The sequence below is a fragment of the Luteibacter jiangsuensis genome, assembly GCF_030812295.1.
Classification (GTDB): Bacteria; Pseudomonadota; Gammaproteobacteria; order Xanthomonadales; family Rhodanobacteraceae; genus Luteibacter; species Luteibacter jiangsuensis_A.
Genome location: NZ_JAUSSK010000001.1, coordinates 632,680 through 651,540 on the forward strand (window position 1 = coordinate 632,680; position 18,861 = coordinate 651,540).

Genomic DNA, 18,861 nt, shown 5'->3' on the forward strand with positions numbered 1-18,861 from the left:
CCACGAGGCATGGGGACCTCGAACATCGTGGTGGGGGAAATCGTGGAAACGCTTGCGAGACTGACGCACGCTGGCACCTTGCTGATCGTCAATGCGTTACTCGCGGCACTTTCCTCTGCGATCTTCACCACCCTCCACCTGAGCCTTCGCAAGACGCGCCACATTCGCGGACTCGCGCTTTGGGCAGCCAGCCATGCGCTGATCGCAGTCGGGTTCTCAGCCCTCGTACTTCCGGCGTTCGGGATCACGTTCTTCGGCCTGGCCTTGCTCGGCAACTTGCTCATCGACCTGGGCACGGCCTTCGGCCTGGTGGCGGTCCTGGTCTACTTCGAGCACCCGCTTCGCTTCGGACGCGTTCTGTTCGTCGCAGCGATCATCGGGGCGGTGGAGGTGCTGTATGTCCTCGATCGTGGGGAAGACCTGGGCATCATGGTGGTCGCCGGCGGCAGCCTCAAGGGCTTGTTGACCGTCGCAACGGGCATCGCTTTCTGGCGCTGTCGCGACGATGCGCAGAGGCTGGCCGCGCGGGTCGCCGCGGCCTTTCATTTCTTGTGGGCGGCTGCGCTCTTCCTACGGGTGTCGTGGTGGGAGATCCACCCCCTCGCGAGCGGGTCGCACGATCCGACATCCGCCTTCGGCCTGTTATCCCGCTTGTTGCTGACATGGGTGATCACGCCATGCATCCTGTGGATGCTCAGCCGGCAGTTCGACGCCGAGTTGATCCAATTGGCCAAGGAAGACCCGTTGACGGGCATAGCCAACCGGCGCGTGATGTGGGAACTCGGCGAGCGGGTCGCCGCCGATACATCGCAGCCGGCGCGACGGTTCGCGGTGTTGATCGTCGATGTCGATCATTTCAAGCGAATCAACGACCGCTGGGGCCATCCCGGTGGCGATGAGGCGCTCAAGACGATCGCCACCCTCCTTCATCGTCTTACCCGAGCCCCCAACCTCCTGGCACGGGTTGGGGGCGAGGAGTTCATGGTGTTGATGGTCGACACGAACGAACAGGCCGTGCAGGACTTTGCCGAGGAACTGCGCGGCGCGGTGCAGGCTTTCTCCATCGCGATGGGGTCGGAGCACCTGCTGAGGTGCACCGTCAGCATCGGCCATCATCTCTTCCACGGTGGGGACAGCTGGAATAACGCCGTCACCCTGGCCGACCAGGCCTTGTACGAGGCGAAACGGCGCGGACGAAATCAAGCGGTCGCGTCCGCCGTCCTCCACGATGGGCCGGAGGCCGCGCGTTAGCGGGTCTTACGAAATGGCCTTCTGCAGGCATGGGAACGTTGTATCGTCTCGGACGCGCATCCGGCGCCATTTCGATACGGTTGATTGAGGGATGGAACATGAGAAGATCATTGGCGGCAATCGCATCGCTGATTTGGGCGACCACGTCGTATGCGTCCGATGCGTCTGCATGGAAAGAGAAAGCGGATGCTATCCTCCGCGAGGTATCCGCTGATGCCCCGGGCGCGTCGGTCGCCGTGGTCGAAAAGGGGCAACTGATCTACTCGACGTCTCGCGGACTCGCAAGCGTTGAACTGAACGTGCCCCTGACTGCAGCAAGCCGATACAGGGTCGGTTCGTTGACCAAAACGGTTACCGCCGCGGCCATCCTGAAACTACAGGCCGACGGCCGGCTGAACGTTGACGACCCTCTTGCAAAGTGGCTTCCTAATTTCCCGGGAAGCTCCGAAATCACGATAAGAGAACTTCTCAACCATACGTCGGGAGTCAGCGATGCATGGGACGCTCCGCTCGCTGACGTGTTGAGCACGGAACAGAGGCTCGCATTGATCGGCAAGACACATGCCGATTTCCTGCCCGGTACGGATTGGCGATACAGCAACTCCGGCTATATGTTGTTGGGCGCGGTTCTCGAGAAGGTCACGGGGCTCAGTTGGTCGGATGCGGAGCGAAAGCTGGTCCTCGACCCTCTGGGCATTGACGGCCTTGGCTACCACGATGATTCGGCTGTGGTGCGGGGCCTGGTGCCCGGCTACACAAGCGGACAGGACGGAAGGCCAGCGAAGCCAGCGCTGTATAGCATCTCCGGACCAGGGGCGGCGGGCGCACTCGACGGAGATGCCGCTAGCGTTGCAACCCTGCTTCATCGTCTTGGCACCAGCCAGGGACCCTGGCCGGCCATCTTCAAGTCCATGACGACCCGTACGCGAGTGGAGAAGCAGGAGGTTCCCTATGGGATGGGGACCATGCCTGGAAAACTGCACGGCATCTCCATCGTGGAGCATGCGGGCGGCATCGAAGGGTATTCGGCGTATTACGTCTATGCGAAGGGCCAAGACCTGGCGGTCGTCGTCCTAGAGAATTCGGATTCACCAAAGGTCACTTCCCGCTCCCTTGCCCGCCGGATCGCCGGAGTAGCCTTGGGTGTTCCCTACAGAACCTTCGAGCCTGCGGCGTGGCCGGTGCAGAAGATCAATGCCCTTGCAGGAAGCTACGTCATCGAGGGTGACAGCCGGCATATCATCGCAATCCACGATGGCGCCCCATGGATACGACGGGACGGTGGTCCGGAAAAACGCCTTGTTCCCGCAACTGGGAATGTTCTTTTCTACGCTGGTGATGGTACAGACTTCATCGAGCCCGTGCAGGATGGAGATGGCGTAATGCGCTCGCTGAAGTTCCATTCGGACGGCGAGGCATCATTTCGGGTCGAGGCCAGGGAGAAGAGCGACTAAGATGATGCGCGCCGCCGTTGCAGCGGATGACCTCACTCTCGCTCGCGCATATATATGCAAGTAGAACATGCCCCATGACCAACATCTCCGAAGCACCCGTCATCCTCATCACCGGCGGAAGTCGCGGCGTCGGCGCCGCAACCGCGCGGCTAGCGGCCACGCAAGGCTACGACGTAGCGATCAGCTATGTTTCCAACGCATCGGCCGCACAGGCCGTCGTAGCGGACATCGAAGGCTTGGGGCGTCGAGCCCTGGCCGTGCGCGCAGACAGCGCTGACCCGGGACAGGTGGAACAACTGTTCGCCGCGATCGACCAGGTCTTCGGCCGGATCGACGTGCTGGTGAACAATGCGGCCGTCCTGGAACTGCAGTCGCGCCTCGAAGACCTCAGCTTCGAACGGATGCAGCGCGTGTTCGCCGTCAACGCCATCGGCCCGATCCTCTGCGCCCAGCAAGTATCCAAACGCATGTCGCACCGTCATGGTGGACGCGGCGGCTCCATCGTCAACGTCTCGTCGGCGGCGGCACGCCTCGGCAGTCCGAACGAATACGTCGACTATGCCGCTTCCAAGGGCGCCCTGGAGACCTTCACCACAGGCTTCGCCAAGGAAGTCGCGCGGGAAGGCATCCGCGTCAACTGTGTCCGCCCGGGGCACATCTACACCGAGATGCATGCCAGCGGCGGCGAGCCGGGACGGGTCGACCGGGTGAAGGGCTCGATACCGATGGGGCGTGGCGGTCAGCCCGAGGAAGTCGCCAGGGCGATCCTGTGGCTGGCTAGCGACGAGGCGTCGTTCGTCACCGGGACATTCCTCGATGTGACCGGGGGAAAGTAAGCTCCGATGCCCGCCACACCACACTCTGCCGGCTACGAGTCAATGACCGCACACTTGCGCATCGGAGCAACAGCATTGAAAAACCGGCGGGCGCAAGAGTTATCGGGTCACTCCTTGTCAGATCCCAGCCGGCCGAATTCCACTTCGTTGCGGCAGTAGAAGACATCTATCCCCTCTTCCTCGATCGCTGCCATCAGCGCTTCGCACGTGGGTTCGTCCGTGACGACGGAGACGGTCATCGGCCGGTCCGCCATTTCGAAGAAACCCGCCGAGTGCATGGTTCCCGAATGCCCGAAGCCCTCTCCGCCCGCGGTCATGGTCCCGCCGGCCGCTCCAAGTTTACGAGCCCGCTCCAAGATCCATTGGCCCACGGTATCGCCGTGGACCTTGCGATTTTCCTGAGTGAAAAACAGGATCCGATAACCTTTCATCGTGCTCTCCTCCGGAAGTCAGGCTGGGGCAAGTGAGGGTGTGTCGCAGGCCAACATGAGCACGCGCACTTTCCGAAGTTCGGTGGCGTGCTCCGTCAGGAATGCCTCCAGCGTGCTTCGCTGATCCACCAGTTCCAAACATTGCGGATGTTCCATCGCCGAGGCTTCGGGATGATGGTGCGATAACCGTTGGCCCTTGAGATAGCCAGCGTCCACATGGTGGAGGATAGCCTGTTCGATACCCGCTTGCCGGGCCACCTTGAGCAGGTGATGTGCCAACGCAGGCGCGCTCAGGTGGTGCCAGAACCGAGACCGGTTGGCGCGGGCCGAGGCGGGGAAGTACAGACGAACGGCGACGAGATCGGTCATGGACACGTTGCTCATGATTTGGGCGCTTCGGTGGAAGGGACGTCACGCTGCCGCCGCCGATAGGCCGGCAATTCGCCCAGGCGGAGATCTTCCGGAAGGTGACGCAAGTGCTTGGCGCGGCCCAGTCGTTGCGCGTGGTAGATACCACTATGTCCCGAGAAGAGGTAACTGGCGACGCACGCGATCGCCGCGAACGGCGCAATCTGAGGACCGAACAGTTCGATCGCCATGACCGTGGTCGCGAGTGGGGTGTTGGCTGCCCCCGCGAAGACGGCGACGAAGCCCAGACCCGCCAACATGGCAAACGGCAGATGGAGCAACGGTGCCAGGCTGTTGCCCAGTGTGGCGCCAATGAAGAACAGCGGTGTCACCTCCCCGCCTTTGAACCCCGATCCCAGCGAAGCAACGGTGTAACCGAACTTGCCCACGCTGTCCCACCACGGCAATGGATGATCGAACGCCGCGACGATGATGGGGATGCCCAGGCCAACGTATGCCTCGGTATGAAGCAGGTAAACGGAGCCTGCGATGACGGCACCGCCGGCAAAGGGCCGCAGGGGCGGATATCCGATCAGCCGTTTCATCAGGGCCCCAACCCGGTGAGTCGCCGTGGCAAACAACAGGCCCACCAGTCCGAAGATGATCCCCGCCACGATGACGGACAGGACCGTCCAACCGGTCAGCGGGGCGACGGTGCCCACGACATACACCGTGTGATGGACGCCCCAGGTCAGACAGACCTGGTCGGCCACGATCGCGGCTATGACACAGGGAAACAGGGCGTCATAGCGAAGGCGGCCAATGGCCAGGACCTCCAGCCCAAACAGGGCACCGGCCAGCGGCGTGCCAAAAACAGCGGCGAACCCGGCGCTCATGCCCGCCATCAGGAGCACCCGGCGGTCTTCCGGGCGCAGCCGGAACACCGCCGTCAGCTGGTCCGCCAGGGCGCCGCCCATCTGAACCGCGGTTCCCTCGCGTCCCACCGACGCGCCGAACAGGTGCGAGACGACCGTGCCGATGAAGACCAGCGGCACCATGCGGCGCGGTATGACTTTCCTGGGGTCGTGGATCTCGTCGATGATCAGGTTGTTGCCCGCTTCCACCGGCTTCCCCAATCGGTGGTACGCCCAGCCCACGACGAAGCCGGCGACCGGCAGCAGTGCCATCAGCCAGGGCGTGGCCCGGCGGGTCTGCGTCGCCCAGTCGAGGCTCAGCAGGAACCAGGCGGAAGCGGTGCCAGCCAGCACGGCAGCGGCGGCGGCGATAAGCAGCCACTTGCCGATGTAAGGGAGGAGTTCCCATTGTTCGAGGGATCGAAGGGCGCGCATGCATCATCCAGGTCGAGGAAGTCACCTGGGCACGGGAAGTGCGGCACGCATGCCTACACCCCCGGTAAACCCAGGACATGTAGGCATCATCAGCCCCCATCGGGGCGGTTCGCGGAGGAATGCCATCTCCGTGGCACGCAGCCTACGGGGAGTCAGCGGGAGCGTCAACGGGCGGCCGCCTGGCAGGTGGCGCGCAGTAAAAAGGCCGCCTGCAAATGCAGGCGGCACTGGGGAAATGCGCGATGGCCCTCACGGGACATTTCTAGTTATAGGCGAAGCCGTTGCTTAGAAGTCGTACGTAGCCGTCAGGCGGGCATAACGCGGGTTCTGGAAGTACTGACCGAGACCGTAGTTGTTGAGCACGGTCTGCGGCGACGCTTCATACGTCGCGTAGCTGATGAGCGGCTTGCGCTCGTTGGTGACGTTGAAGACCGACAGGCCGAAGGCGAGCTTGCCTTCGAAGTACGACGGACGGTAGGTCACCGCGAGGTCGAGCTGGCGGTACCACGGATTGCGCTTGTCACCCGGATGCGACGGCTGACCATTGCAGTTGTGGTACGACGAGCCGTAACCGATCGGATCAGGATCCGCCGCTCCGTCCAAGAAGCCCAGGCACGATTTCGGTGCACCGGAGGCGAGCCGCAGGTTACCCGAGACCAGCCATTCGTCCGTGAGCTGATAGGCGCCGTACGCCTTGATCTGGTGGGTACGATCGTTGGCCAGAAGGCCGTTGGCGTACTGCATCAGCTCGGCGGAATCCCAGTCCTGCGTCTTCGAGATGTCCGTCTGGCCGATGTCCGACTTGGTCTGGCCTTCCGTGTTGCCGTAGGAACGCGAGAACGTGTAGTCGAGGCGACCCTGCCACTTGCCGTCGAACGGATGCTCCAGGTAGAGGTCCAGCGCGTAATAAGAACGCTTGGCCTTCTGCGAGAACCCCCAGTCTTCCTGGTTCATCTTCACTTCGGTGCGGCCGGAACCGTCGACATTGGCCAGGCTGAACGTGTTGGTGTCGCCTGGGTTGAAGATGACGCAGCCCGGAATGGTTACCGAATCCGGGTCCAGCCCTTCGCGCGTCATCTTGTCGGCGATCTTGCCCGTATCGCAGACGTCATCGATGGCCGTACGCAGCTTGCGCACCGTGACCTTGGCACCGGTTACCCAATCGGAACCGAGCGTCTTGTCGAAGCCCAGGATGGCTTCATCCTGGTACTGCGACTTCAGGTCGCGCGCCGCGACCGACTGCGCGTCGATCGGCTGGCCGAACTCTCCGTCGGGAGACACGATACCGTTGCCCAGCGGAGTAAGACCGGTCGGACGGCCATTCTGGTCGATACCGGTGTAGTTGAAGTACTCGTACGTATAGGTCGACGACGAAGCACCACGCACCGCGACGTTGTTCGGCAGCGCGAGGTAGTAGCGGCCGAGGTTGCCGTAGATCTTCAGCGACGAGTCGCCGAACACGTCCCACGACGCGCCGAGGCGCGGGGCCCACTGCGCCTGGTTGTTGACGTAGGGCTTGTTGTTGTCGTTGAAGTTCTTGAAGCCATCGTTGCGCAGACCGATGCTCAACAGCAGCTTGTCGTTGACCTGCCAGCGATCTTCCAGGTACTGCGCGCGCTGGTCGAGCGACATGTTCGTCACGCTCGAGAAGATGACGCGACGCACGTAGTAGCCTGCGCCACCCGGCGCGCCGATACCCTGCCCAGGGCTGATGGGAACGCCCGGATTCGCGGTGTGGAAGTAACGCCAGTAATAGCCCGGGCCGCTCGTCGAGGTGCCCTCGTCGATGCCCTTGTAATGCATGTTGTCGATACCACCGGCAAGGTGGTGATCGCCCAGCTGCCATTCGAGGTCGAGGCGGAGGCCGTGGGTGCGGCTGCCAGCGCTCGGGTCCTGGCTGGTCTGCGAGGAATTGAGGTTCGTGATGGGGTTGCCACCATTGAGCGCCGGATCCTGCAGCGCCGGATTGAAGATGTAAGGCTGCTGGTCGATGTTCGGCGTCGGGTTGTGCAGGTAATCGTCCGTCCAACCCTTGGCATAGGTCGCCGACAGCGTGATGTCGTCGGTGATGTAGGACGTGTACTTGGCGATCGCGTACTTCGACGTGATCTTGGACGTATCCGCGTCCGCGCCGGTACGGCCCGACTTTGTGCGCGTGTCGTAATCGTAGCCGGTGTAATAGCCGCGCTGCTCGTCGGTCGAGTGGATGCCCGTCAACTCCAGGATGTTGCTGTCGTTGATGTTCCAGTCGATCTTCGCGTAGATCTTCGGCAAGTTGTACGTGTAGTGGTTGTTGGCGACCGGGTTGGCCTCGGCATTCGAGGTACTGGTACCTTCCGACTTCTCGGCCTCGGCGGCGACGAAGAAGAACAGCTTGTCCTTGATGAGCGGACCGCCGACGTAGGCGCTATAGATCTGCGTCCACTTGGTGTTGTCTTCACCGTTGCGGTAGAGGGCGCCTACCTTGCTGGTGTCCTGGTAACCGTAGCCAGCGGGCAACTGGCGGTTTCCGTAGTACACGTTACCCGGATTCGAGGCGGCGAACTTGGGCTCCCAAAGGATCTGCGCACCAAAATGCCACTCGTTCGTACCGCGCTTGCCGACCTGGGAAATCACGCCGCCATCGGAACGGCCGTACTTGGCGGAATAGCCGCCCGTATAGACTTCCTGCTGGTCGATCGCGCCATACGGCAGGCCCACGCCGCCGAGCGCCTTGTAGGGATCGGTCGTGTTGTAACCGTTGACGTAGTACGCGTTCTCCGAAGCACCGGAGCCGCCGAACGACACCGTGCGGAAACGGCCGTTGCCGAGCGTGCTCTGGCCGGCGACGGCGCCAGGGGCGAGCAACGCGATGGCCTCGGCATTGCGGCCCAACGGCAGGCGGGCCAGGGTCTGGGCGTTCACGACCGTGCGCGAATCGACCGTCGAGGTGTCGATGGGAGGCAAGGAATTGGCGGAAACGGTGACGGACTCCAGCGACTGCGCATTCGCCGCGGTCGCGGCGCTCGCGAACGAGACGTCCGTGCTGCCGCCCACCTTGATCTGGATGTTCTTGCGCGAATCGACGACCGCACCATCGCGCTTCAGGCTGACGGTGTAATTACCCAACGGGAGGTTGCCGACGCGGTAGCGGCCATCGGCTTCGACTGGAACATCGCGCGTGAACCCGCTATCGCTTGTGACGGTGACGGATTCGCCAGCCGCGACAGGCACCTGGCCGAAGATGGAACCACTGGTCGCCTGCGCGAAGACGGTGCAGGTAGCACCCATGCCGAGTGCCAGCGCGACAGCCAGCACCGACGGCCGCACAAACGTGCGCCGCTCGCTTCTCAAGAATTCCATGGTCTCCCCCAAAGGAAAAATGATTCGAAGTGAAAAAAGTTGGTCTTACACCTGCACATCCATCCCAGGCGATACCGGCGATGTAACGCTGCTGCTCTCCCCGAGCAGGGGCGTCTCGTATCGCGTCGGACGGAGGTATCGCGCAACCGCGCAAACGATTTGGATGTCCAAATCTTTCACAGGTCGAGCGCAAAACTATGCGTCGGCGTGATGACAAGTCAACAGATGTCGATGATAATTTTGAACATTCGCAATAACTTGCGCACCACCTGAGGCGGGGATTCATCCGACAGGCACACTCCCCGTAAGTAGCTTCGCGCACGGCGGCAGACGCACAGGCGACCTTGGCGGATGTACGGGGGTGAATACGAGGAGGGGTGCTCGCGCCCCCCGTGCATCCAATTGCCACCAGGCTGCGTATAGCCCCTGGTACCCCTCGGATCGATAGCCATGACCCAGCCGCCTTCGCCTCCTGTTGTGGAACCACGGCCCAATGGCCTTGGTCAGCGGCTGCGCCTTTGGTTCGATACGACCGCAGCCGCAGGCCGCCCCGTCGAGGCCGGCCGCCGCATCGACTGGCTTCGCACACTGCCCTTCGTGGGCCTTCACCTGGCTTGCCTGGCGGCGTTCTGGGTGGGCGTGTCTCCCGCGGCCATTATCGTGGCGACTACCCTCTATGCGGTACGCATGTTCGCCCTCACCGGGTTCTACCACCGTTATTTTTCCCACCGGGCATTCCGCACCTCACGGGCCGTGCAGCTGGTCTTTGCAGTCATTGGGGCGTCTTGCGTGCAACGGGGTCCCTTGTGGTGGGCCTCACATCACCGTAATCACCATCGACACGCGGACACCGCGCTCGATCCCCACTCGCCCACGGTATGGGGTTTCCTGTGGAGTCATACCGGGTGGTTCCTCACCCACGATGCCTTTCGCACCGATCTGGACCGGGTGCGCGATCTGAGCAAGTACCCGGAACTACGCTGGCTGGACCGCTACGACACCGCCGTGCCCGTGGTGCTGGCCATGGCGCTTTATGGCCTGGGCATGCTGTTGCAAACGTTCCGTCCTTCCTGGAACACCAACGGCCCTCAAATGCTGGTCTGGGGCTTCTTCATTTCCACAGTCGTCTTGTTCCACGCCACCGTGACCATCAACTCATTGGCGCATCGGTTCGGACGCCGCCGCTTCGCTACCCGCGACGACAGCCGCAACAACCTCTTGCTTGCCCTGCTCACCTTCGGTGAGGGTTGGCACAACAATCATCATTTCTATCCCGGCTCGGCCCGACAGGGGTTTCGTTGGTGGGAAGTGGATCTCACCTGGTATGGGCTGCGCCTGATGGGGGCCCTTGGCTTGGTGTGGGATCTCAAACCGGTGCCCGCCTGGGTGCATCGCAAGGCGGGAAGCTGATCATGCGCATCGCCGTCATTGGTTCGGGCATCGCCGGACTGGCGTCTGCATGGATGCTATCGCGCCATCATGCAGTGACCTTGTTCGAAGCCAACGACTATTTCGGCGGCCATACCCATACGCATCGCGTGAAGGTCCATGGCGAGCATCACGTCGTCGACACGGGGTTCATCGTGCATAACCGGGCCCACTACCCATTGCTTCACGCGTTGTTCGACGAGTTGGGTGTCGCTTCACGGCCGACAACCATGAGCTTTTCCGTTACCCACGAACACGCAGGTCTGGAATACAACGCCAGCACGCTGGACACCTTGTTTTGTCAGCGCCGCAATCTGTGGTCACCGCGTTTTTGGGGCATGGTGAATGACTTGTTCCGATTCTATCGCGAAGCTCCAAGCCTTCTGAGACAAGCAGGTGTCGGACCGACGTTGGTGGACTACCTGGACGAGCATGGATACGGTCGCACATTCCGCGACGAACATCTGATCCCGATGGCCTCCGCCCTGTGGTCGTCTCCATCGCGGCAAATCCTGCGGTTCCCCGCGCGCTACCTCGTGCACTTCATGGCCAATCATCAGATGTTGCAGATCAGGGGCCGGCCGCAGTGGGAAGTCGTCGCCGGCGGCTCGTCCACATACGTGCAGGCCATGCGCCAACGCTGGAGTGTCGATGAGCGACTGGGCTGCCTTGTGCGCTCTGTGGAACGCAGGGATGGCACCGTCATGGTTACCTCTTTTGAAGGCGTCGAAACCTTCGACCACGTCGTGATGGCTTGCCATAGCGATCAAGCGCTCGCGCTGTTGGCGGATGCCACCGATCGCGAACACGCCATCCTCGGTGCCTTGACTTATCAAGCCAATGAGACGGTGTTGCATACCGACGCTCGCGTGCTTCCCCGGCAGCGCAAGGCCTGGGCGGCATGGAACGCATTCATTCCCGCCGAACCGGAAGCGGCATGCACGGTGAGCTACTGCATGAACCTCTTGCAGGGCTTCCGTTCATCGGAGCCCTTGGTCGTCAGCCTCAACCAAAGCCGTTGGATCGACCCGGTCAAGGTGCTGCGGCGCATGACCTACCACCATCCTGTCTACACCACCGCGTCGGTGACAGCTCAAGCACGCAAGCAGGAGATCCAGGGACAGCGTGGCACATGGTATGCCGGAGCCTATTGGGGCTGGGGCTTTCATGAAGATGGCATGCGCAGTGCTGTCGAAGTGGCTCAGGCGCTGGGTGCAAACGCATTGGAGAAGCGTCAGGAACAGGTGGAGGCGGACGTATGACGACACTGGCCAGCGCGATCTACGAGGGACGGGTGACGCATCGGCGCCATACGCCACGGCACCATGCGTTTGCCTACCGCATGGCGCAGTTGTATCTCGACCTCGATGAAATCGAAGCCGTGTTCCGCCAGCACGGCCTATGGTCGGCGGATGGCCGAAACCTCGCGGAATGGCGGCGCAGCGACTACCTGGCGCCGGCCGATATGCCGCTACGCGAGGCGGTGCAGCAACGGGTAAGCCGAGAGGCCGGCATGGTGCTCGACGGTCCCATCCGCATGCTGGCCCACCCCCGCTATGCGGGCTACGTGTTCAACCCGGTCACCTTCTACTACTGCTATGAGATCGATGGAACCACACTCGCCTGCATCATGGCCGAGATCACCAACACGCCATGGGGGGAGCGCCACGCGTACGTGTTGCCGGTGGAGCACGCGCAGCGCCGCGGTCGCGCCCTCGCCTGGTGCTTCGATAAGCAATTCCACGTGTCGCCCTTCATGGCCATGGAACGCAGCTACGACTGGCGCTTCACCGCCCCTGCGGACGACCTCAGGGTGCACATGAAAGTCTGTCAAGGCGACGCTTGCGAGTTCGACGCCTCTCTGGCGCTGCAACGCCAGCCGCTGGACCGAAGCGCACTCAGTCGGGTGCTGTGGCGTTATCCCCTGATGACCGCCCAGGTCATCGGCGCCATTCATTGGCAGGCGCTTCGGTTATGGCTCAAGCGCAACCCCATCCACGACCACCCTACTGAAGCGCCCGTCTCATCGCGGAGGAAATCCCCATGACTGAAGCGGCCGAAACTCACCGGTCGAACGCAACCTCGGCCCAGTCCAGTGGGCTGGACCGGTTCATGCGCAAGCGTTTGTTGAACGCCTTGAAAGGGCTTCGCCATGGCCAGCTCTCGGTACACGACGCATGGGGTCGGGTTGTGTTGGGAGAAGAGGAGTCTCATGCACCGCTGCATGTGCACGTCCATGTCGATGACCCGCGCTTTTATCGCACGCTGGCATTTCAGGGCAGCGTAGGAGCTGGCGAAGCGTATGCCGACGGTCTGTGGCGTTGTGATGATCCGGTCGACCTGGTGCGCCTGCTGGTGCGCAACCGGAATCTCCTGGACGGCATGGAGAGTGGGCTTGCTCGACTCGCCAACTGGTCCATGCGTGCATGGCACGCCTTGCGCGAGAATACCCGTGCAGGCGCCCGGCGCAACATCGCAGCCCATTACGATCTGGGCAATGCGTTCTTCGAACTGTTCTTGTCGCCTGATCTGATGTATTCGTCCGCGCTGTGGGCCGGTGACGAGGACACTCTGGAGACCGCATCCACGCGGAAGTTGGACGTCATCTGCCGCAAGTTGAATCTCAACCGTGGCGACCGACTGGTCGAGATTGGCACCGGATGGGGCGGGTTTGCGCTCCATGCCGCCAAGTACTACGGCTGTCATGTCACGACAACCACCATTTCGCGCGAACAGCATACCTTGGCGAAGCGGCGTGTCGCCGATGCGGGACTCAGCGACCAGGTGACGTTGCTGCTGGAGGATTACCGCGACCTCGATGGCACGTATGACAAGCTGGTATCGATCGAAATGATCGAGGCTATAGGTGCCCGCTACTTGCCGGCGTATTTCGCCAAGCTTGGCGCGCTGCTCAAACCCGATGGCCTGGGCCTGGTGCAAGCCATCACCATCGAAGACCACCGCTACGCACAAGCGCTGGCTTCCGTCGACTTCATCAAGCGACACGTCTTTCCAGGCAGTTTCATACCCTCGTTGAACGCCATGCTCGAGGCGAAGACACACGCCAGCGACCTGGCCCTGGTGCATCAGGAAGACTTCGGTCCGTCTTATGCACGCACTTTGCGTGCTTGGCGCGAGCGCTTCATGGCGCGGCTGCCTGAGGCCCGCGCGCTGGGATACGACGATCGCTTCTTGCGCTTGTGGGAGTTCTACCTCGCCTACTGCGAAGGTGGCTTCATGGAACGCTCCATCGGCGTGTCGCATCTACTGCTCGCCAAGCCTGGCGCGCAACCAGCCAATGCCCGGTGGACAGTCCGCGCCGGAGACCACCTGGCATGAAGGCTATGGCGAATTTTGTCGGGTATCGGATCGAAGGACTCCTCATGGTGAGGGGCTCCTCGCTCGGCAGCCTGGAACCGTCGTGGTGCAAGGTATGATGAGCTACACGATGCAACTCGCGCTGCTCGCCTGCATGATGCTCATCGTGATGAGCTTGGGCTGGGAATGGCAGCGCCGCCACCAGAATGCCGGCATCGTCGACGTGCTATGGGCCATTGGCCTTGGGCTGGGCGCGCTTCTCATGGCCTTTACGGGTCGAGGCGCCACGTTGCCGCGCACACTACTCGCCCTATCGGGTTCGGCATGGTCGCTACGCCTGGCTCTCCACTTGTGGCGTCGCGTGCAAGGCGAACCCGAAGACGGCCGCTATCGCCACCTGCGCACACATTGGCGAGGCAACCAGGTTAACTTCTTCCTGTTTTTCCAGGCGCAAGCTGCGCTCGTCGTGTTGTTCGCCCTGCCCTTCATGGCGGTGGCGGCGAATCCCCAGTCCACCTTCACCATCTGGAGCAGCGTGGCGGTGGGCGTGTGGGGATCGAGCGTAGCCTTGGAATCCGTCGCCGACCGCCAACTCGCCCATTTTCGTGCGGACCCAGCAAACGAGGGTAAGGTCTGCCGCGCCGGGCTGTGGCGATATTCGCGACACCCGAACTATTTCTTCGAGTGGCTGCACTGGTTCAGCTATGTCGCATTGGCCGTGGGCTCTCCTCTTGGATGGCTTTCATGGAGCGGACCTGTGCTCATGTACGTTTTCCTTCGCTGGATCAGTGGTGTGCCTTACACCGAAGACCAGGCTCTGCGATCGCGTGGCGATGACTATCGCGCCTATCAGCAGAGCACTCCGATGCTGTTCCCCTGGTTTCCCCGCTCCAACGTATCGAGGAGTTCTTCATGAGCACACCGCTTACTCCCCCGGTGGAGCTGACCGCCGACCTTCCTGCCGCAGGGGTGATGGGTTGGGCCGAACGCGGATGGGTGCCGGACGTCCTGATACGTGCCGGCATCCGACGACTGTGCGCGGAACGCCTTGCGACATGCAATGAAGGCGGCGTCAGCGGCTGCCAAGAGCGCAACCAACACCTGATCCAGGTTCTGCGGCGTGGCCCCATGGCTGTCCATACCGACGCGGCCAACGCGCAACATTATGAGGTGCCAACAGCCTTCTTCGAGCAATGCCTCGGGCCGCGCCTGAAGTATTCATCGTGCTATTTCCCCGCGCCGGACACCTCACTGGAACAGGCGGAAGTAGCCATGCTGGAGCTCTACGGTCAACGAGCGCGACTCATCGATGGCCAGGAGGTGCTGGAACTGGGTTGCGGCTGGGGCTCGTTCACGCTCTGGATGGCCGAACGCTTTCCGCATTCCCGAATCACGGCGGTATCCAATTCGAGTTCACAGCGCATCCACATTCTCGCGCAGTGCCGGAAGCGAGGCCTTTGCAACGTCGAGGTCATAACCTGCGACATCAATACCCTCGAGCTGGCCCGTGACCGCTTCGACCGCTGCGTGTCCGTCGAGATGTTCGAACATGTGCGCAACCACGAGGTGCTGATGGCGCGCATCGCCAGCTGGCTTCGTCCATCGGGGCAGCTGTTCGTGCACATCTTTGCGCACCGACATGCGGCTTATCTTTTCGAAACGGAGGGAGACTACAACTGGATGGGCCGCCATTTCTTTACCGGCGGAATGATGCCATCAGCCGATACATTGCACTGGTTCCAGAACGATCTGCGACTGGAAGAGCAGTGGCTGGTGAATGGCACGCACTACGAGCGCACCGCCAATGCCTGGCTTGCACGCCAGGATGCACATCGCACGTCGGCCCTTGCTGTCTTGCGTGAGGCCTACGGCACCGACACCCTGGCCGAACTCTGGTTCCAACGCTGGCGCATTTTCTGGATGTCGTGTGCCGAGTTGTTTGGTTATGCCGATGGCCAGGAATGGCTGGTGGCTCATTACCGCTTTATCCGACAGGCTTGATGGAGGAGTGCGATGCGCAAGGTCATGAGAAATCTGCTTGTCAGCCTGCTCGTTGGCCTACCGCTCATGGGATGCGCCAACCAGATGCCCATTCCTTCCGTTGCCCAGGTAGACGTGCCCCGTTACATGGGTGACTGGTATGTCATCGCCTCGATTCCCTCCTATTTCGAGCGCGATGCCTACCGTGCCGTGGAACGTTACACCCTGCAGGCCGATGGACGCGTACAAACCAGGTTCACTTATCGGGTTGGCGGCCTGGACGGCAAGCCAAAGGTCATGCACGCGACAGGCTTCATTGAACCGAACACGGGCAACGCGGTGTGGGGTATGCAATTTGTCTGGCCGATTCGGGCCGAATACATCATCGCCTGGCTGGACCCGGGTTATCGAACCGTCATTGTGGCGCGAAGCAAGCGCGATTACGTATGGATCATGGCGCGCACCCCGACCATACCCGACGCGCAATACGAACAGTTGTTAGCGCGGGTTAAAGCCATGGGCTACGACGTGAGCAAGATGCGCAAGGTACCTCAGTAGGCCATGGGCGCCCCCCCTTGCATCCAGATCGTCGAAATCGACGTATAGAGCGTCATAACCCGTCGGCCCTTTCATATGTTCGAGGTCTCGCGGCCCACCCCTGCCACGTATCATCCGCCACGGTTTCGCTGGGCAAGACGGGCAAACGTGCCTATTCGCGGCGTGACGAGTGGCGGGACAAGGGTATGATGACCCCCGATCCGGCATCCAAGAAGGTGACGCCCCTCGGGGCCACACGACGCGTGTCCCATTCAGCGAACCAAGCCGCCACCGACGCACGCTACTGGGCCGAACAGATGGCAGGTGTGGCCGCGCGCCAAGACACGGACTGCTTCATGCGTATCTATGACTACTACGCGCCTCGCCTGCTGCGCTACCTGTTGGGTTTGAAGGTAGCGGCACCGCAAGCGGAGGAGCTGGTGCAAGAGGTCATGCTTCGGTTGTGGCGACGCGCCGGCTTGTTCGACCCCGCGAGAGCAAGCCTGTCCACGTGGCTGTTCCGTGTCGCACGCAATCTTTCCATCGATAGCCGCCGTGGCGAACCGTCCTGGCTGGAATCCAAACGCGACCTGGATTGGCTGGATCAACTAGGCTGCGACGACCCCGCCAGCAGCGCAGAGTCCTTCACCGACCACGCGGTTATCGCGCGAGCCATTGATGCCCTACCTGCCGTACAGGCACGACTTATCCGTATGTCTTACTTTGAAGCCAAGAGTCACAGCGAAATCGCCAACGAACTGGGCATGCCCCTAGGTTCGGTCAAGTCCCACTTGCGCCGCGCATTCGCCAGGCTGCAGGCGGGACTGAAGGGAGTGCAGTGATGACGCAGCATCACCTCGACAGCAGCACCCTGATCGGCTATTCGGCCGGCGCCTTGCCTCGCGCGTTCGACGTGGTAGTGGAAGCGCACCTGAGCATCTGTCCTGCCTGCTGCGAACAGCTTCGGGTCGCCCAACACATTGGCGGTCATTTGATGAGTCAGCAGCAAGGCGCCGCGCTCCCCGCGGGGGCTCGCGAGGCCATGTTGGCACGCCTGTCCGAGAAGGAACCCGTCGTCCCGGTCCCGCGACCGCCCGAGCTACGCAGGCCGTCAGCGAACACGTTACCCGAGCCACTGTGGCCGTACTTCGGGGAAACGTATGGTGACCTTCGTTGGCGCACGATCGGTCCGGGCGTGCATCATATCCGCGCACGCGACGTTCAGGATGGCCACCTGATGCTGTTGCGCCTTGCCCCAGGTCGCAGCGTGCCGATGCACAGCCATGGCGGCAACGAGTTGACCATGATTTTGCAGGGCGCCTATGACGATTCGTTGGGTCACTTCGCACCTGGCGATGTCGCCGACCTCGATGGCGACGTGGAGCACCAGCCAGTGACGTCACCAGGCGTTCCCTGTGTCTGTGTGGCAGCCACCGATTTACCCCTGCGCTTTTCCGGGCGGCTCGCGCGCATGCTCCAGCCGCTGTTCAAGTTGTAGGACCTGACGGTACCTTTGGGAAGGTCGATACGCCGTTCCTGCTTCGATCCGACGACGGCCGCGGTGGAACCGATTGACGAATCCATGCGGAGACGAAGGCGCGATGGGTACTTATCGTGCAATGCCCGCGATGACGACTCTCGTATGGTTCTAGTCATCCGGGCTTGTTGGCAGTCGGGAACCTAACCGCATCAAGCAAGCGGGTGCCACGCAACGAGCCATTGCGACTCCGTTCCTAAACCCTTCCCCATGCGCAGGTCTTCCAATGGCTGTTCCCACGGCACCCCCACGTGATCCAATCGTTCTCCTACTGATGTTGCTGTCTGCGGCAACCGGACTGGTCGACGCCACAAGCGTGCTTGGCCTCGACAAGGTCTTCACCGCCAACATGACGGGAAACGTGGTTTTTCTCGGCTTTGCCGCCGTCGGCACTGCGGGTTTTCACTGGCCTTATTACGTACTGGCGCTCCTGGCATTCGGCCTCGGCGCAGCGCTTTCCGGACGTCTCGGCAAACGGTGTGCACCCCGTGGTCGACGGCAATGGCTAATCATGGCCGCCAGCGGCGAAGCGGGTCTGCTCTGGGTGGCGGCCGGTTTTGCAGCCCTGCGGCCTCCCACCGAGCATGGAGAGTGGTCCATCTGCGTCCTTATCGCGCTCACCGCCGCCGCCATGGGCTCCCGCAATGCAACCGCACGGCAGCTCAAGGTCGCCGATCTCACCACCACAGTCCTGACCCTCACCATCACCGGCATCGCCGCCGATTCACACCTGGCTGGCGGCGACGGTCCCAATTTCTGGCGACGTATGCGCGCCGTCCTTGCCATGCTTGCAGGCGCAGCTGTCGGCGCCTGCCTGGTTCGCCTATGGGGCCTTGCGCCACCGCTTGCGCTGGCCGGCGTCTGCGTCCTCGCAGCGACGCTTGTCCTTGCCACCGACGAGGTTCCGACGGACAGCGGCCTGGCCCACCCGTGATGAGGCAGCGTTCAATCGACCGTCAGCGTTGGTGCCGTGGTTGCCTCGCCCTGGAAATGTGACCCCGTGAACCTATCCGTTGCGCCGCCCTGACCCGAGGATATTCCCACGCATCC

At 62.1% G+C, this 18,861-nt stretch carries 17 protein-coding genes and 1 riboswitch; of the genes, 13 read left to right on the plus strand and 4 right to left on the minus strand.

Annotated elements, in window-relative coordinates; translation table 11 throughout:
- Nucleotides 1-9 precede the first annotated feature (9 nt).
- The 3 genes from J2T07_RS02740 to J2T07_RS02750 all read left to right on the plus strand — a co-directional run bounded on the left by J2T07_RS02740 (nt 10) and on the right by J2T07_RS02750 (nt 3,541).
- Nucleotides 10-1,251 carry a GGDEF domain-containing protein gene (locus J2T07_RS02740; RefSeq protein ID WP_306847035.1) on the plus strand — a complete coding sequence of 414 codons (1,242 nt, stop codon included), beginning with the start codon at nt 10-12 and terminating at the stop codon, nt 1,249-1,251.
- 98 nt (nt 1,252-1,349) lie between these two features.
- Nucleotides 1,350-2,705 carry a serine hydrolase domain-containing protein gene (locus J2T07_RS02745; protein ID WP_306847036.1) on the plus strand — a complete coding sequence of 452 codons (1,356 nt, stop codon included), beginning with the start codon at nt 1,350-1,352 and terminating at the stop codon, nt 2,703-2,705.
- Nucleotides 2,706-2,779: 74 nt separating this feature from the next.
- Entirely contained in the window at nt 2,780-3,541 is a 762-nt protein-coding gene (locus J2T07_RS02750; RefSeq protein ID WP_306847037.1) for an SDR family oxidoreductase, read from the plus strand.
- 107 nt (nt 3,542-3,648) lie between these two features.
- On the opposite strand, the gene J2T07_RS02755 is transcribed toward J2T07_RS02750, so the two are convergent.
- The 4 genes from J2T07_RS02755 to J2T07_RS02770 all read right to left on the minus strand — a co-directional run bounded on the left by J2T07_RS02755 (nt 3,649) and on the right by J2T07_RS02770 (nt 9,011).
- Complete coding sequence (locus J2T07_RS02755; protein WP_306847038.1) at nt 3,649-3,972, minus strand: DUF190 domain-containing protein; 324 nt, start codon at nt 3,970-3,972, stop codon at nt 3,649-3,651.
- 18 nt (nt 3,973-3,990) lie between these two features.
- Entirely contained in the window at nt 3,991-4,356 is a 366-nt protein-coding gene (locus J2T07_RS02760) for a DUF190 domain-containing protein (protein ID WP_306847039.1), read from the minus strand.
- Nucleotides 4,353-5,669, minus strand: a complete 1,317-nt coding sequence (locus J2T07_RS02765) for a voltage-gated chloride channel family protein (RefSeq protein ID WP_306847040.1) — start codon at nt 5,667-5,669, stop codon at nt 4,353-4,355. The genes J2T07_RS02760 and J2T07_RS02765 overlap by 4 nt, the downstream gene beginning before the upstream one ends.
- Nucleotides 5,670-5,742: 73 nt before the next feature.
- Nucleotides 5,743-5,808: riboswitch (Fluoride riboswitch) on the minus strand.
- A gap of 146 nt (nt 5,809-5,954) precedes the next feature.
- On the minus strand, nt 5,955-9,011 hold the full coding sequence (locus J2T07_RS02770; RefSeq protein WP_306847041.1) for a TonB-dependent receptor: 3,057 nt from the start codon (nt 9,009-9,011) through the stop codon (nt 5,955-5,957).
- Nucleotides 9,012-9,461: 450 nt separating this feature from the next.
- Between J2T07_RS02770 and J2T07_RS02775 the strand changes: the two genes are divergently transcribed.
- The 10 genes from J2T07_RS02775 to J2T07_RS02820 all read left to right on the plus strand — a co-directional run bounded on the left by J2T07_RS02775 (nt 9,462) and on the right by J2T07_RS02820 (nt 18,745).
- Nucleotides 9,462-10,421, plus strand: a complete 960-nt coding sequence (locus J2T07_RS02775) for an acyl-CoA desaturase (protein WP_306847042.1) — start codon at nt 9,462-9,464, stop codon at nt 10,419-10,421.
- 2 nt (nt 10,422-10,423) lie between these two features.
- A complete protein-coding gene (locus J2T07_RS02780) occupies nt 10,424-11,701 on the plus strand; it encodes an NAD(P)/FAD-dependent oxidoreductase (protein ID WP_306847043.1) in 1,278 nt (425 codons plus the stop codon).
- Entirely contained in the window at nt 11,698-12,486 is a 789-nt protein-coding gene (locus J2T07_RS02785; protein ID WP_306847044.1) for a DUF1365 domain-containing protein, read from the plus strand. Before J2T07_RS02780 ends, J2T07_RS02785 begins: the two co-directional genes overlap by 4 nt.
- Nucleotides 12,483-13,778 carry an SAM-dependent methyltransferase gene (locus J2T07_RS02790; RefSeq protein WP_306847045.1) on the plus strand — a complete coding sequence of 432 codons (1,296 nt, stop codon included), beginning with the start codon at nt 12,483-12,485 and terminating at the stop codon, nt 13,776-13,778. The genes J2T07_RS02785 and J2T07_RS02790 overlap by 4 nt, the downstream gene beginning before the upstream one ends.
- Nucleotides 13,779-13,875: 97 nt before the next feature.
- Nucleotides 13,876-14,673: a DUF1295 domain-containing protein gene (locus J2T07_RS02795; RefSeq protein ID WP_306847939.1), complete on the plus strand. Its 798-nt coding sequence runs from the start codon at nt 13,876-13,878 to the stop codon at nt 14,671-14,673.
- Nucleotides 14,670-15,758 (plus strand): SAM-dependent methyltransferase, encoded by a 1,089-nt coding sequence (locus J2T07_RS02800; protein WP_430539302.1) that lies wholly within the window; start codon nt 14,670-14,672, stop codon nt 15,756-15,758. The genes J2T07_RS02795 and J2T07_RS02800 overlap by 4 nt, the downstream gene beginning before the upstream one ends.
- A gap of 12 nt (nt 15,759-15,770) precedes the next feature.
- Nucleotides 15,771-16,295: a lipocalin family protein gene (locus tag J2T07_RS02805; protein ID WP_306847046.1), complete on the plus strand. Its 525-nt coding sequence runs from the start codon at nt 15,771-15,773 to the stop codon at nt 16,293-16,295.
- A 188-nt stretch (nt 16,296-16,483) separates the two neighbouring features.
- Complete coding sequence (locus tag J2T07_RS02810; RefSeq protein ID WP_306847944.1) at nt 16,484-17,116, plus strand: sigma-70 family RNA polymerase sigma factor; 633 nt, start codon at nt 16,484-16,486, stop codon at nt 17,114-17,116.
- A complete protein-coding gene (locus tag J2T07_RS02815; RefSeq protein WP_306847047.1) occupies nt 17,113-17,772 on the plus strand; it encodes a ChrR family anti-sigma-E factor in 660 nt (219 codons plus the stop codon). Before J2T07_RS02810 ends, J2T07_RS02815 begins: the two co-directional genes overlap by 4 nt.
- Nucleotides 17,773-18,085: 313 nt before the next feature.
- Nucleotides 18,086-18,745: a YoaK family protein gene (locus J2T07_RS02820; protein WP_306847048.1), complete on the plus strand. Its 660-nt coding sequence runs from the start codon at nt 18,086-18,088 to the stop codon at nt 18,743-18,745.
- Nucleotides 18,746-18,861: the final 116 nt, after the last annotated feature.

What these genes read in the sequence shown, in the direction of transcription:
- J2T07_RS02740 (WP_306847035.1), top strand. Translation starts at nt 10, where the DNA reads ATGGGGACCTCGAACATCGTGGTGGGGGAAATCGTGGAAACGCTTGCG.
- J2T07_RS02745 (WP_306847036.1), top strand. Translation starts at nt 1,350, where the DNA reads ATGAGAAGATCATTGGCGGCAATCGCATCGCTGATTTGGGCGACCACG.
- J2T07_RS02750 (WP_306847037.1), top strand. Translation starts at nt 2,780, where the DNA reads ATGACCAACATCTCCGAAGCACCCGTCATCCTCATCACCGGCGGAAGT.
- J2T07_RS02755 (WP_306847038.1), bottom strand. Translation starts at nt 3,972, where the DNA reads ATGAAAGGTTATCGGATCCTGTTTTTCACTCAGGAAAATCGCAAGGTC.
- J2T07_RS02760 (WP_306847039.1), bottom strand. Translation starts at nt 4,356, where the DNA reads ATGAGCAACGTGTCCATGACCGATCTCGTCGCCGTTCGTCTGTACTTC.
- J2T07_RS02765 (WP_306847040.1), bottom strand. Translation starts at nt 5,669, where the DNA reads ATGCGCGCCCTTCGATCCCTCGAACAATGGGAACTCCTCCCTTACATC.
- J2T07_RS02770 (WP_306847041.1), bottom strand. Translation starts at nt 9,011, where the DNA reads ATGGAATTCTTGAGAAGCGAGCGGCGCACGTTTGTGCGGCCGTCGGTG.
- J2T07_RS02775 (WP_306847042.1), top strand. Translation starts at nt 9,462, where the DNA reads ATGACCCAGCCGCCTTCGCCTCCTGTTGTGGAACCACGGCCCAATGGC.
- J2T07_RS02780 (WP_306847043.1), top strand. Translation starts at nt 10,424, where the DNA reads ATGCGCATCGCCGTCATTGGTTCGGGCATCGCCGGACTGGCGTCTGCA.
- J2T07_RS02785 (WP_306847044.1), top strand. Translation starts at nt 11,698, where the DNA reads ATGACGACACTGGCCAGCGCGATCTACGAGGGACGGGTGACGCATCGG.
- J2T07_RS02790 (WP_306847045.1), top strand. Translation starts at nt 12,483, where the DNA reads ATGACTGAAGCGGCCGAAACTCACCGGTCGAACGCAACCTCGGCCCAG.
- J2T07_RS02795 (WP_306847939.1), top strand. Translation starts at nt 13,876, where the DNA reads ATGAGCTACACGATGCAACTCGCGCTGCTCGCCTGCATGATGCTCATC.
- J2T07_RS02800 (WP_430539302.1), top strand. Translation starts at nt 14,670, where the DNA reads ATGAGCACACCGCTTACTCCCCCGGTGGAGCTGACCGCCGACCTTCCT.
- J2T07_RS02805 (WP_306847046.1), top strand. Translation starts at nt 15,771, where the DNA reads ATGCGCAAGGTCATGAGAAATCTGCTTGTCAGCCTGCTCGTTGGCCTA.
- J2T07_RS02810 (WP_306847944.1), top strand. Translation starts at nt 16,484, where the DNA reads ATGACCCCCGATCCGGCATCCAAGAAGGTGACGCCCCTCGGGGCCACA.
- J2T07_RS02820 (WP_306847048.1), top strand. Translation starts at nt 18,086, where the DNA reads ATGTTGCTGTCTGCGGCAACCGGACTGGTCGACGCCACAAGCGTGCTT.